12 protein-coding genes are annotated in these 12,342 nt (G+C 64.4%); 1 reads left to right on the top strand and 11 read right to left on the bottom strand.

Features of this window, described 5'->3' with window-relative positions; genetic code table 11:
• Positions 1 to 7: 7 nt before the first annotated feature.
• The 8 genes from rpsR to ppsA all read right to left on the bottom strand — a co-directional run bounded on the left by rpsR (position 8) and on the right by ppsA (position 7,077).
• Entirely contained in the window at positions 8 to 292 is a 285-nt protein-coding gene (gene rpsR / locus ACLV74_RS05510; protein WP_011483947.1) for a 30S ribosomal protein S18, read from the bottom strand.
• Between the two features lie 10 nt (positions 293 to 302).
• Positions 303 to 611 (bottom strand): primosomal replication protein N, encoded by a 309-nt coding sequence (priB, locus tag ACLV74_RS05505; RefSeq protein ID WP_411878370.1) that lies wholly within the window; start codon positions 609 to 611, stop codon positions 303 to 305.
• Positions 612 to 671: 60 nt separating this feature from the next.
• Positions 672 to 1,037 (bottom strand): 30S ribosomal protein S6, encoded by a 366-nt coding sequence (rpsF, locus tag ACLV74_RS05500; RefSeq protein WP_007871089.1) that lies wholly within the window; start codon positions 1,035 to 1,037, stop codon positions 672 to 674.
• Positions 1,038 to 1,277: 240 nt separating this feature from the next.
• Entirely contained in the window at positions 1,278 to 3,389 is a 2,112-nt protein-coding gene (locus tag ACLV74_RS05495; protein ID WP_411878369.1) for a sodium:solute symporter family protein, read from the bottom strand.
• On the bottom strand, positions 3,390 to 3,647 hold the full coding sequence (locus ACLV74_RS05490; RefSeq protein WP_411878368.1) for a DUF4212 domain-containing protein: 258 nt from the start codon (positions 3,645 to 3,647) through the stop codon (positions 3,390 to 3,392).
• Complete coding sequence (locus ACLV74_RS05485) at positions 3,634 to 4,263, bottom strand: tetratricopeptide repeat protein (RefSeq protein ID WP_411878367.1); 630 nt, start codon at positions 4,261 to 4,263, stop codon at positions 3,634 to 3,636. The genes ACLV74_RS05490 and ACLV74_RS05485 overlap by 14 nt, the downstream gene beginning before the upstream one ends.
• Entirely contained in the window at positions 4,260 to 4,556 is a 297-nt protein-coding gene (locus ACLV74_RS05480; RefSeq protein WP_411878366.1) for a hypothetical protein, read from the bottom strand. The genes ACLV74_RS05485 and ACLV74_RS05480 overlap by 4 nt, the downstream gene beginning before the upstream one ends.
• A gap of 121 nt (positions 4,557 to 4,677) precedes the next feature.
• The gene (ppsA, locus tag ACLV74_RS05475) at positions 4,678 to 7,077 is read right to left on the bottom strand and encodes a phosphoenolpyruvate synthase (RefSeq protein ID WP_411878365.1); all 2,400 of its coding nucleotides are present in this window, start codon (positions 7,075 to 7,077) and stop codon (positions 4,678 to 4,680) included.
• A gap of 187 nt (positions 7,078 to 7,264) precedes the next feature.
• Between ppsA and ACLV74_RS05470 the strand changes: the two genes are divergently transcribed.
• Positions 7,265 to 8,086, top strand: coding sequence for a pyruvate, water dikinase regulatory protein (locus tag ACLV74_RS05470; protein WP_092126396.1), 822 nt, complete (start codon positions 7,265 to 7,267; stop codon positions 8,084 to 8,086).
• On the opposite strand, the gene ACLV74_RS05465 is transcribed toward ACLV74_RS05470, so the two are convergent.
• The 3 genes from ACLV74_RS05465 to ACLV74_RS05455 form a co-directional block, all read right to left on the bottom strand.
• Positions 8,083 to 9,171 (bottom strand): PepSY-associated TM helix domain-containing protein, encoded by a 1,089-nt coding sequence (locus tag ACLV74_RS05465; protein ID WP_411878364.1) that lies wholly within the window; start codon positions 9,169 to 9,171, stop codon positions 8,083 to 8,085. The two genes, ACLV74_RS05470 and ACLV74_RS05465, sit on opposite strands and share 4 nt — an antisense overlap.
• Positions 9,171 to 11,297, bottom strand: coding sequence for a TonB-dependent siderophore receptor (locus ACLV74_RS05460; protein ID WP_411878363.1), 2,127 nt, complete (start codon positions 11,295 to 11,297; stop codon positions 9,171 to 9,173). The genes ACLV74_RS05465 and ACLV74_RS05460 overlap by 1 nt, the downstream gene beginning before the upstream one ends.
• A gap of 191 nt (positions 11,298 to 11,488) precedes the next feature.
• Positions 11,489 to 12,340 carry a heme ABC transporter ATP-binding protein gene (locus ACLV74_RS05455; RefSeq protein ID WP_411878362.1) on the bottom strand — a complete coding sequence of 284 codons (852 nt, stop codon included), beginning with the start codon at positions 12,338 to 12,340 and terminating at the stop codon, positions 11,489 to 11,491.
• Between the last annotated feature and the right edge of the window lie 2 nt (positions 12,341 to 12,342).

Here is a 12,342-nt window from a genome sequence, read left to right as displayed (position 1 = left end):
GCGCTCCTTACAGGCTACGGTGCTGGTCGCTGTAAGGCAGCATCGCGAGGAAGCGAGCGCGCTTGACGGCGGTGTTGATCTGGCGCTGGAAAATCGCGCGCGTGCCGGTCAGGCGTGCGGGGATGATTTTTCCGTTTTCGGCGACGAAATCGCGCAAGGTGTCGATGTCCTTGTAGTCGATTTCTTCAACGCCGGCGGCGGTGAAGCGGCAAAAGCGCTTGCGCTTGAACAGCAGGGATTGGGTATTGCGCTTGGGGCGCTTGTCTTTGTTGAAACGTTTTGGTCCGGCCATGATGGACTCCTTAAATGGGGTTCGGTACTTGCTCTACCTTGTGCAGAGCCTGGATATGAAAAACAACACCTTTGCTGGTGCGCGCATTGATCAGGAAACCGGTGAACCTGAAGGGTTGGCCTAAGGGGGACCTGGCTGATTGCTCAGCCAGCGTTCCGAAGGCAACCGCCCTGACCGTTAACTTGACCTGTCTGGTAACTCCTGCTTCGACGACTTCGGACTCGTGTTCGAGGACGAAATTGGCGGCGGGGATTCCAGCGGGCGTGTAGCGAAGAGGACTTGCCTCGGCGATACAGGCGGTCAGTTCAACGTGGTTCACTGCGGGCTTTTGCTCAATGGCAGTTGCGCGGCAGCGAGGCGTTCAACAGCATGGTGGCTATTAAGCCGCATACTCCTGCTGTTGGGCTTTACGGGCTTCTTCCCTCTCGACGTTGCGCATCATGAGGGATGGGCCGGTTTCGGCCTTCTTCTTGACCACGGTGAGGTGGCGCAGCACGGCATCGTTGAACTTGAACGCGTGTTCAATTTCTTCCATCACGGCCTGGCTGGCTTCGATGTTGATGCAGAGGTAGTGGGCTTTGGCGAGTTTCTGGATCAGGTACACCAGCTGGCGGCGGCCCCAATCTTCAACACGATGCACTTTTCCGCCGCCGGCGGTGATCATGCCCTTGTAACGTTCCAGCATGGCTGGGACTTGCTCGCTTTGATCCGGGTGGATCAGCAAGACGATCTCATAGTGACGCATAAACTCTCCTTGTGGTTGATTGAAGCTGCCCCAGCGTCGTTAAGGGTGCAGCAAGGCGAAGCCCAAGAGTATAGCACGCCCCCACGGTCGCTCACTTCGTGTGGCCTGTGGCCTTCCTCCCTGCCCCTTCATCACAAAGGGGGCCCGCCCGCCTGCGGCCCGGCAAAGCCGGTTCCGCGGCTCATGCTGGCAAGGGAATGCGCCCGTTTTGTTACATGTGCCGTGCCCCAACCGGCGGTTCTAGAGCCGTTTGAGGTCCGGATAGCGGATGTATTCGACCAGGTCCTGGATTTTCCGGCTGGGCGCCGGGGTGACCAGGCTCACCAGCACGATCACGGCAAAGCCGACCGGCACGCCGAACAGGCCGGCCGAAATCGGGTCTATGCCCCACCACAGCTGCACCGGCGAGGTGATGCCGAAGGTGGCGCGCAGCCAGGGCTGGTTGGTGAACATGTAATACGAGGTCACGCCCAGGCCCGAGATCATGCCCAGCACGGCGCCTATGCCGTTGGCGCGCTTCCAGAAAATCCCCAGGCTGAGCGCCGGGAAGAAGGAGGCGGCGGCGAAGGAGAACGCCGCCGACACCAGGAACAGGATGTCGGCAGGCTTTTGCGCCGCCACGTAGGCTGCCAGCAGGGCCACGATGAGCAGCAAAATCTTGGAGACCGTCACCCGGCTCACGGTGGAGGCGTTGGGGTCGATCATCTTGTAGTAGAGATCGTGGCCAAGCGCGTTGGCAATCGTCAGCAGCAGGCCGTCGGCGGTTGAAAGTGCGGCAGCCAAGCCACCCGCCGCCACCAGGCCTGAAACCACATAGGGCAGCCCCGCCAGTTCGGGCGTGAGCAGCACGATGATGTCGCCGCCTATGGTCATTTCATTGAGCTGCAGGATGTTGTCGCGGTTGACGTCAGTCACCGACAACAGCGTCGGATCCACGCGGCTCCAGGCGTTGACCCAGGCCGGCAACTGGTCAAACGGCAGGCCCACCACCATGGTGAAGATTTCATACTTCACCAGCACGGCCAGCGCCGGCGCCGTGAAATACAGCAAAAAAATGAAAAACAGGGACCAGGTGACCGACTGGCGCGCCTCGCGCACGCTGGGCACCGTGTAATAGCGCATCAGGATGTGCGGCAAGGCGGCCGTGCCCACCATAAGGCAGAACACCAGCGCCAGGAAGTTGCGGCGCGAAGTGTCGTAAGCCTCCTGCTCCTTGGGCGTGCCGTCCGGGTCGCCCGAGAACTGGGCCGCATGGGCAGGCATGCCGTTGAGAGGCTGCGTCTTGACGTCGGCGGCGGCCTTGGCCGCCGTCCAGGTCTTGACGGCTGCCGCCTCGTCCCTGGGCATGGCGGCCAGAGCCTTGGCCGCCGAGGAAATTTCAGACACCGAGGCATTGCCGCCCTTGAGCTGCTCCATGCGTTTGCCGGCGGCCAGCTTGTCGGCGGCCAGCGCCTCGGCCGGGCGCGCCAGTTTGCCGGACAGCGCCTCGGAGCGCTGCCTGAACAGCTCGCGCACCTGCAGTTCCTTGGGGTCCGCGGCCAGCTCTTTTTCCTTGGCGGTGACTTTTTCGAGTTGTAGACCGTAAACCAGTTGCGGCACCGGAACGCCTGTCTGCTTGATCGACAGCCACACCACCGGAATCAAATAAGCCACCACCAGGATGATGTACTGCGCCACCTGCGTCCAGGTCACGGCGCGCATGCCGCCCAGGAAGGAGCACACCAGGATGCCGCCCAGGCCCAGGAAGATGCCCAGCTCGAAGGCAATTCCGGTGAGGTAGGACGTGATCAAGCCCACGCCGTAAATCTGCGCGACCAGGTAGGTGAAGGAACACAAAATGGCGGCGGCCACGCCGATGAGGCGGGGTAGCTTGCCGCCGTAGCGCTCGCCCAGGAAGTCGGGAATCGTGAACTGGCCGAACTTGCGCAGGTAAGGCGCCAGCACCAGCGCGACCAGGCAGTAGCCGCCGGTCCATCCCATGATGAAAGCCAGGCCGCTGTAGCCCGTGAGGTAGAGCGTGCCCGCCAGGCCGATGAAGGAGGCGGCCGACATCCAGTCGGCGCCGGTGGCCATGCCGTTGTAGACCGCCGGCACGCGCCGGCCCGCCACGTAGTATTCGCCCGCGTCGGTGGTGCGGCTCATGATGCCTATGCCCGCGTAGAGGCCAATGGTGGCCAGCAGGAAAGCCGTGCCTATCCAGAGGCGCGGCAGGCCCATGCGCTCCAGGCCCGCGAGGATGAGCACAAACACCACTAGGCCCACGGTGTACCAGCGGTAGACGCGATTGAGCTGCCGCTTGAACTGCTGGCTGGACAGCATCACCCCGTCGCGAGAACCGAAGAAGCCGGCCATCTAGTCCCCGTCCGCCACGTCGTGCTCGATGTCGAGCCGGTTCATGTACCAGGCATAAAAGCCGACGATCAGGCAATACACCAGCAAGGCGCCCTGTGCCCCCATCCAGAAGCTGAAGGGCCAGCCGAAAAACCGGAAGTTCAGCGCGCGCGCAAAGTAGCTCACGCCGAAGGTCACGATAAACCAGACCATCAGCAGCGCAGCCGTCACGGCCAGGTTTTTGCGCCAGTAGCGGCGGTGGCTGTCAGCCGGCTGCATGGTCCGCCTCGCTCATGGACGCCCTGCCCGCCTGCAGCGCCGCGGCATTCTCGCGCTCCAATTGGGCAGCGACACGCGGCTCAAAGCGGCGCAGGTGGGCAACGACCTTGCGCGCCTTGCCCACCTCACCCAGCGCCAGCCAGACTTGGGCAAGCCGGTACCAGCCATAAGGGCCTAACGGCTGCAGCGCGGTATTGCGCTGCAGCGCCTCGGAGGCTTCCTCGAAGCGCTGCTGCTCCATCCGTACCAGCGCCAGGCCGTACCAGGCGCGATCCAGCCGCGGATCCAGCGCCAGCGCGCGCTCGAAAGCCGGGCCGGCCTCGTCATGGCACCCGGCCTGCTGCAACACATAGCCCAGGTTGAACCAGCCCGCGGCCTGTTGCGGCCAGGCGGCGGTGAGTTGCCGCAGGCTGGCGATGGCCTCCTGCGTGAGATGCAGTTGCGCTTCGACGTGACTGCGGCTGGCCAGGGCATAAGGATCGGCCGGTCGCAGGCGCAGCATCCGTGCAAACTTCGGCAAGGCGGCCGCGCGCTTGCCTGCCGCGAGCAGCAGCAAGGCCTGCGCCTTCAGGAAGAGGTAATGCAGGGAGGGCGCCAGCGGCAAACTCATTTTCATTTGCACAGCGCCACCCCGATGTCCAGGCAGATGCGGATTTTCGTGACAGCCGCCGCCACCCAGACCAGCGCCAGCACCAGGAAAGCCACCAGCGGCAGGTGGCGCTCCAGCACCACGGGCGGGGAAATCCAGCGCGCGGCCTTCACCCAGGGCCGGCCCAGCAGCTGCAGCACGCGGTAAAACGGATTGCTGTCGCGGCCCGCGCCGGCCAGCAAACCCACCACCCATTGGCCGGCCAACGCAAGCAACGCAATTTCAGCAAGCAGTTTGGCGGTGGTGGCGGCGGCAAGCATGGCTCAGGGCAGACAAGGAAAGGCAGTGCCTCCGATTGTCATCGGAGGACTTGCCAATTGCTTACCGTGAGGGTGCCGACCACCGGGGGTTTTCCCTCGGTCAGGCCGGCCGCCGGCTTGTTCAGCCGGCCAGCTGTTTCCAGGTGTCGATGACCGTGTCCGGGTTCAGCGAGATCGAGCCTATGCCCTGCTCCTTGAGCCACAGCGCAAAGTCAGGATGATCGCTGGGGCCCTGGCCGCAGATGCCGACGTATTTGTTGGCACGCTTACAGGCGGCGATGGCCTGGCTCAGCAGCGCCTTGACAGCCGGGTCGCGTTCGTCAAAGTCCTTGGCCAGAATCTCCAGGCCCGAGTCGCGGTCCAGGCCCAGCGTGAGCTGGGTCAGGTCGTTGGAGCCGATGGAGAAACCGTCGAAGTATTCGAGGAACTGGTCGGCCAGCACCGCGTTGCTCGGCACCTCGCACATCATGATGATCTTCAGGCCCTGCTCGCCGCGCTTGAGGCCGTGTTTGGCCAGCAGCTCGGTCACGGCCTTGGCCTGGCCCAGCGTGCGCACGAAAGGCACCATCACCTCGACGTTGACCAGGCCCATGTCGTTGCGCACGCGCTTGAGCGCCTCGCATTCCATGGCGAAGGCCTCGGCGAAGTCGGGGCTCAGGTAGCGCGCCGCGCCGCGGAACCCCAGCATCGGGTTTTCCTCCTCGGGCTCGTAGCGTGAACCGCCGATCAGCTTGCGGTACTCATTGGACTTGAAGTCCGACAGGCGCACGATCACCGGCTTGGGCCAGAAGGCCGCGCCAATCGTGGCAATCCCTTCGGACACCTTGTCGACGTAGAAAGCGCGCGGCGAGGCATGGCCGCGGGCCACGCTTTCAACAGCTTTTTTCAGGTCGGCGTCGATGTTCGGGTAGTCCAGGATGGCCTTGGGATGCACGCCGATGTTGTTGTTGATGACGAACTCCAGCCGCGCCAGGCCCACGCCGTGGTTGGGCACCTGGCAGAAGTCGAAGGCCAGCTGCGGGTTGCCCACGTTCATCATGATCTTGAGGTCTATGGGCGGCATCTCGCCGCGCTGCACCTCGGTGACCTCGGTCTCAAGCAGGCCGTCGTAGATGTTGCCGGTGTCGCCTTCAGCGCAGCTCACTGTCACCAGCATGCCGTCCTTGAGCGTCTCGGTCGCGTCGCCGCAACCGACCACCGCCGGGATGCCCAGCTCGCGCGCGATGATGGCCGCATGGCAGGTGCGCCCGCCGCGGTTGGTGACGATGGCGCTGGCGCGCTTCATCACCGGTTCCCAATTCGGGTCCGTCATGTCGGTGACCAGGATGTCGCCGGCCTGCACCTGGTCCATGTCCTTGATGTCGTGCACGATGCGGACCGGGCCGGTGCCTATCTTCTGGCCGATCGCCCTGCCCTCGGCCAGCACCGTGCCGGTGCCCTTGAGCTTGTAGCGCTGCTCGGCCTTGCCCTTGGACTGGCTTTTCACCGTCTCGGGACGCGCCTGCAGGATGTAGAGCTGGCCGTCGGTGCCGTCCTTGCCCCATTCGATGTCCATGGGGCGGCCGTAATGCGCTTCAATGATGAGGGCGTAACGCGCGAGCTGTTCGACGTCGTCGTCGTTCAGCGAATAGCGGTTGCGCAGTTCGGTCGGCACGTCGGTGGTCTTGACCAGCTTGCCGCCGGATTTTTTCTCTTCCGGCGTGGTGAATTCCATTTGCAGCAGCTTGCTGCCCAGGTTGCGGCGAATCACTGCGCGCTTGCCAGCCTTGAGCATGGGCTTGTGCACGTAGAACTCGTCGGGATTGACGGCGCCCTGCACCACGGTTTCACCGAGGCCGTAGCTGGAGGTGATGAAGACCACGTCCTCAAAGCCGCTTTCGGTGTCTATGGTGAACATCACGCCGGCCGCGCCCTTGTCGCTGCGCACCATGCGCTGGATGCCGGCGGACAGCGCCACGTCGGAATGGGCAAAACCCTGGTGCACGCGGTAGCTGATGGCGCGGTCGTTGTAGAGCGAGGCGAACACCTCTTTCATCTTGTGCAGCACGTCCTCGATGCCGACCACATTCAGAAAGGTTTCCTGCTGGCCCGCGAAGGACGCATCTGGCAAATCCTCGGCCGTGGCTGAGGAGCGCACCGCGAAGCTGGCCTGGGTGTTGCCGGCGCTTAAAGCGGCAAAGCTCTCGCGCACGGCATTTTCCAGGTCAGCCGGGAAAGGCTGGGCTTCGACCAGCGCGCGGATTTTGGCGCCCGCCTCCGCCAGCGCGCGCACATCGTCGGTGTTGAGCGTGTCCAGCACGCCGTTGATTTTTTTGTCCAGCCCGTCGTGGGCCAGGAACACGCGGAAAGCGTGGGCCGTGGTGGCGAATCCGGTGGGCACCCGCACCCCCTGGGGGCCGGTGGGCAGTTGCGAGATCATCTCGCCGAGGCTGGCGTTCTTGCCGCCTACGGCCTCGACGTCCGTCATCCTCAGGTTTTCAAACGGTACGACCAGGGCGGTCGCCTCAAACAGATTGGACATGAAAATACTCCGGGAGGTTTAAAAACCGGGGAATTCACCATGCGCGGCAGGCAACCTTGTTGTTGTTCGAGGGGGTTGTGGCGGGGCATGGCGTGACAAACTGGATAATTGACCCAATTGTAGGGGCGTGCCGCCGGATGTGCCGCGTCAGCCTTTCACCCAGCTTTCAATCAGCCAATCGCCCACCATGTCCCAACGCACCGTGTTTTTCATCTCCGACGGCACCGGCATCACCGCGGAAACCTTTGGTAACGCGATCCTGGCGCAGTTTGAGTTCAAGCCGCGCCACGTCCGCCTGCCCTTTATCGACAGCGTGGACAAGGCGCACCAGGCGATACGGCAGATCAACCACACGGCCGAAGTCGAGGGCAAGCGCCCCATCGTCTTCACCACGCTGGTCAACATGGAAATCCTGGCCGTCATCAAAACCCACTGCAACGGCATGCTGCTGGACATGTTCGGCATGTTCGTGGCGCCGCTGGAAGGCGAGCTGGGCATCAAGTCCAACCACCGCGTGGGCCGCTTTTCGGACGCCTCCAAAAGCAAGGAATACGACGACCGCATTGAGGCCATCAACTTCTCGCTGGCGCACGACGACGGCCAGAGCAACCGCGACCTGGCCGGCTCGGACGTGATCCTGGTGGGCGTGAGCCGCAGCGGCAAGACGCCGACCTCGCTCTACCTGGCGATGCAGTACGGCCTGAAGGCTTCCAACTACCCGCTGATCCCTGAAGACTTTGAGCGCCGCCAGCTGCCACCGGCGCTGGTGCCGCACCGCAAAAAGATCTTCGGCCTGACCATCGCGCCCGAACGGCTGGCGCAGATACGCAACGAACGCCGGCCCAACTCGAAATACGCCAGCCTTGAAAACTGCCGCGAAGAGATCCACGAAGCCGAAGCCATGATGCGGCGCGAAGGCATACGCTGGCTCTCGACCACCACCAAGTCCATCGAAGAGATTTCGACCACCATCCTGCAGGAAATCCGGCCGGAACGGCTGGAGTACTAGCCCGCCCGCATGCGCCGGCGCAGCCACCACAGCCAGGTGCCGCTGACGCCGAAGCCGAACAGCAGAAAACCCCCGGCCGCCGTCGCGATCACCCCGATCACTCCGGCCAGCTTGCCCGAGTGCAATGGGTAGATCCAGGCATACGAGCGCGTGCCAATGTCCAGGTCGCTCCAGCGGTCCACGCGAATCACCTCGCCCGTGACCGGATGCAGCCACACCGAGGACAGGCCGTTGGGATGCGGATCGTCGTCCAGCTTTTTGCGTATGCGCACAGGCGTTGTGGGCTTGGCCGGCAATCCCAGGTAGCCCACCACGCCACCCGGCATAGCGGCGTTGGCGGTGGCTATCATGTCGTCGGCCGTGGCGACGTGCCTCTGCGGCGCTACGGCCTTCACGGCCGGCGGCAGCACCTGCTTCTGCCCGGCGGCTTGCGTCACCCACTGCGACACCGGGCGCCAGGCCATCCAGGTGCCGGTCAGCACGCAGACCAATACCCAGCCCCCCAGCACCACGCCGCCTACCCGGTGAAGGTCGAACAGGCTGCGCAGCAGCCCGCCCTTGAAGTTCACGGAAAACGCGCCGCGCCAGCTCCTGGCCGGCCACCACAGCAGCACGCCGGTGACCAGCATGGCCAGCATGGTGACCGTGTTGAAGGCGAGCACGGTCTTGCCCGTGTCGCCGGCCAGCAGCGCCGAATGAAATTCGAACAGCGCGTTGGCAAAGCCTTCGTGCTCCTCGCGCGCGCCCAGCTTGCGGCCGCTGTACGGGTCGTAATGCGCCTGGCCCTGCCAGCTGTCGCTGGTCACGTAGACCAGGACGGACTCTTCAGGCTCGCGCGGCGGGCGGATGGTGAAACGCGCCTTGCCGCCGTACTCGGCCACCAGCGCCTGGCGAATCGTCTCCAGCGGCACGGGCTGGCCGGCCGGCTTGACTTCAAAGAGCTGTGCGTTGAGCACACGGTCCAGCGGCCGCGCGCCCAGCATCAGCGAGCCGGTGAAGGCGTTGAGCATCAGCAGCAGGCCGGCCGTCAGGCCCAGCCAGCGATGCACCTTGAGCAGCACCGGCCGCCACTTGCGCAGCCCCATCAGAAGTCGAACTTCGCGGCGACGCGCAGCGTGCGCGGCGCGCCCACGCCCAGCAGGCCGTTGCCGGCGGTGCTCCAGTAGACCTTGTCGGTGGCGTTGTCCAGGTTGGCCTGCAGCGTGGCGTTGGCGCCGAACAGCTTGGTGCGATAGCGCGCGCCCAGCGACAGCGTGCCGCCGCCGTCTATGTACGCCTGGTTGGCATTGTTGACGGGGCGCTTGCCGGTGAAGTACCAGCCCGCGTTGAGCGCCAGGCCGGGCACGCTGGGCACGCGGTATTCGCCGAACACGCTGTAGGTCACCTTGGCCGCGTTTTCAGGGGTCTTGCCGACCTCGTTGGCGACGGAGGATTTGACGATCTTCGGGTCCATCAGCAGCGCGGACGCCACCACCGACCACTGCTTGTTGATCTCGCCCGTGGCCGCGAATTCCAGGCCCTTGTATGTGGCCTCGCCGGCCAGGATGAACCGGTTGGCCACGGTCGCGGTCGACGGGCGCTTGATGTCGAAATAGGCGACCTGCAGCAACAAGCCCTCGGCGACCTCGGCTTTGACTCCGACTTCAATCTGCTTGTTGAGCACGGCTGGCAACACTTCGCCGGCATTGGCGGCGCTGGCCGGTGCGGTGCCCGACTCTTCAAGCCCTTCGATATAGCTTGCATACACCGAGGTTTTCTCATTGGGCTTGAACATCGCCGAAACGCTGGGACTGGTTTTCTTCGCGGAAAAACCGGCAGAGGTCTTGTAGTCGGAGTGGCGCAGTCCACCCATGATCTGCCACTGTTCCGACAGCACGATGCGATCAAAGAGGTAGAGACCCTTGTCGGTGATCGTCGTCGGCGCGCTGCCGTTGGGGCCTATGCGCGGGGTGTATGGAATCGGCACGGGGTTGTAATAGTTTTGCGCGAAGTTGAGCGTGGTGCCGCCCAGGCGGCTTTCCTGCTTGCGCTCGTTCTCGGTGTATCCGATAGAGAGCTCGTTGGCGATGGCGCCAGTCATCACCCGGCCGCCGAGTTCCACGCGCAGGTTGTTGTTTTCATACTCCTGGCCGTCCTGCTGGCTCACGGCCAGGTTGCCGGCGCCGGTGACCGCATTGTTCAAGGTGAACTGGGAGAAACGCCGGGTGCGCGTGTTTTTGGCCTGGCCGAGCTCGAAGATCGCCGACCAGTTGTCGTTGAGCGCCACGTCGGCGCGCGCCAGCACATTCGTCGCGTCGGCCACATAACGCTGCCATTCGCCGGCCAGGTTGAGTTTGTTGCTGGTCAGGCGCGGCAAGGTGATGACGCCGCCGACGGCCGTCGGCAGGACGATGGCCGCCTGCTCCGAAACGTCTTTTTTGTAATGCTCGATGTCGAGCTTGAAGCTGACCGAGGGCGAAAGCTTGTAGTCGATCGCGGCCGACAGCAGTTCGCGCTTGCCCGCGAAGTTGTCGATGCCGATGTCCTCGCGGCCCTTGACCGCATTGACGCGCAGGCCGACAGCGTTGTCCGGCCCGAACCGGCGGCCGATGTCCAGGTGCACGTCGGCGGCGCCGTACTGGTTCACCGAGGTGGCGATGCTGGTCACCGGCGTCGCTCCGGCACGCTTGGTGACGAAGTTGACGATGCCGGACGGCGGGACAAAACCGTAGTACAGCGAGGAAGCGCCCTTGAGCACCTCGACGCGCTCCTTGTTCTCCAGCGGCACATCAACCAGGTTGATGATGGGCAGCGAGCCGTTGAGGCGGTAGTTTCCACGGTTTTCCACGAGGATGCCGCGGATCGCGATGTTGTCGTAGGTCGAGCCGTTGAGCTGCGAGCGCGTGACGCCGGCGGTGTTGCGCAACGCGCCGAACAACGTGCGCGCACCCTGCGCGTCGAGCACCTCGCGGGTGATGACGTTGGTGGTGAGCGGCACGTCCAGCGGGCTCTGGTCGCGGAAAGTGCCGACCTGCACGGTGTTGGAGGTGAAGCTGCCCTGGCGTTCACTGCTGACGGTGACGGTGCTCAACGAGCCGCCGGTCACAGCCTCCGCCGGTGCATTTTGCGCATGGACGGACGTGGCGCCCAGCAAGGCGATCGCGGCGGCCAGCGGCGCGAGGGAAAAACGGGAAGCGGAACGGGAGCAAGGAAGTTGGGAGTGAAGTTGCATAAGCCAGCAGACAAGTTGAAGAACTCGGTTGGCTGGCTGGGCGCGGCGGGCGCGCCCCTTGGCTGGCTTCGAGGCGGATTATAAAAGGCCGAAGGTTTTGCGTGCGTATCCGTGCGCGTCATTCCGGCCCCCGGCCTTGGACCTGACCCTGACCAATGAGCCGCCGTCGTGATTGCCCCGGCGACCCGGTTTTAAACAGGTGCCTCAAAAAGGTACTGGCGCGGCCCCGGCTCTCCGCCCTGCGGCGCCACCGGATGCGCGACCACGCCCCACACCTTCTGGATGCACAAAGGCGTAAGCACTTCGGCGGTAGCGCCGCTGCCCACCACCTGCCCGCCTTGCAGCACCACGCAGCGGTCGCTGTAGCGCAGGGCCAGGTTCAGGTCGTGCAGCACGGCCACCACGCCCACACCCTGCGCGGTGGCCCAGGCGCGCACCAGTTGCAGCATGCGGTGCTGGTGCTGCAGATCGAGCGCGGCCGTCGGTTCGTCCAGCAGCAGCCAGCGTGTGGGCTGGGCGCCAGCCGTATCCGCGGCAGGCTCCCACACCTGCGCCAGCGCGCGCGCCATGTGGACGCGGGCTTTCTCGCCGCCTGAGAGCGTGTTGAGCACGCGGTGCTGAAGGTGCTCGACCGCCGTCGCCTGCATGGCCTGCAGCGGGATGTCCGCATCCGCCCTGCCCGGCCGGTTGCGGTGCGGATAACGTCCCAGCTCTACCACTTCGCGCACGGTGAATTCAAAGGCTACCTGGGTTTCCTGCGCCACCGAGGCGCGCACGCGGGCGAGTTCGGCCGGTGCATAGGCCGTCAATGCCTTGCCGGCAAGGAAGACGCTGCCGACTGTGGGCTGGCGCTGGCCGGTCAATAGCGACATCAGCGTGGACTTGCCCGCGCCGTTGGGGCCCAGCACGGCGGTAACCTGCCCGGCCGGGAACTGCGCCGAAGCGGACTGCAGCAGCGCCCGGCCGGGCACCTGCACGCCAACGCCCACCACTTCGAGCAGGCTGGCGATCAGCGAAAAATCATGCATGTTGCGTGCGTTCATGG

It is taken from the genome of Polaromonas sp. YR568, assembly GCF_943369415.1.
Taxonomy (GTDB): domain Bacteria; phylum Pseudomonadota; class Gammaproteobacteria; order Burkholderiales; family Burkholderiaceae_C; genus Polaromonas.
The sequence above is the reverse complement of the archived record's forward strand: the minus strand, read 5'-3'. Positions and strand labels throughout refer to the sequence as shown.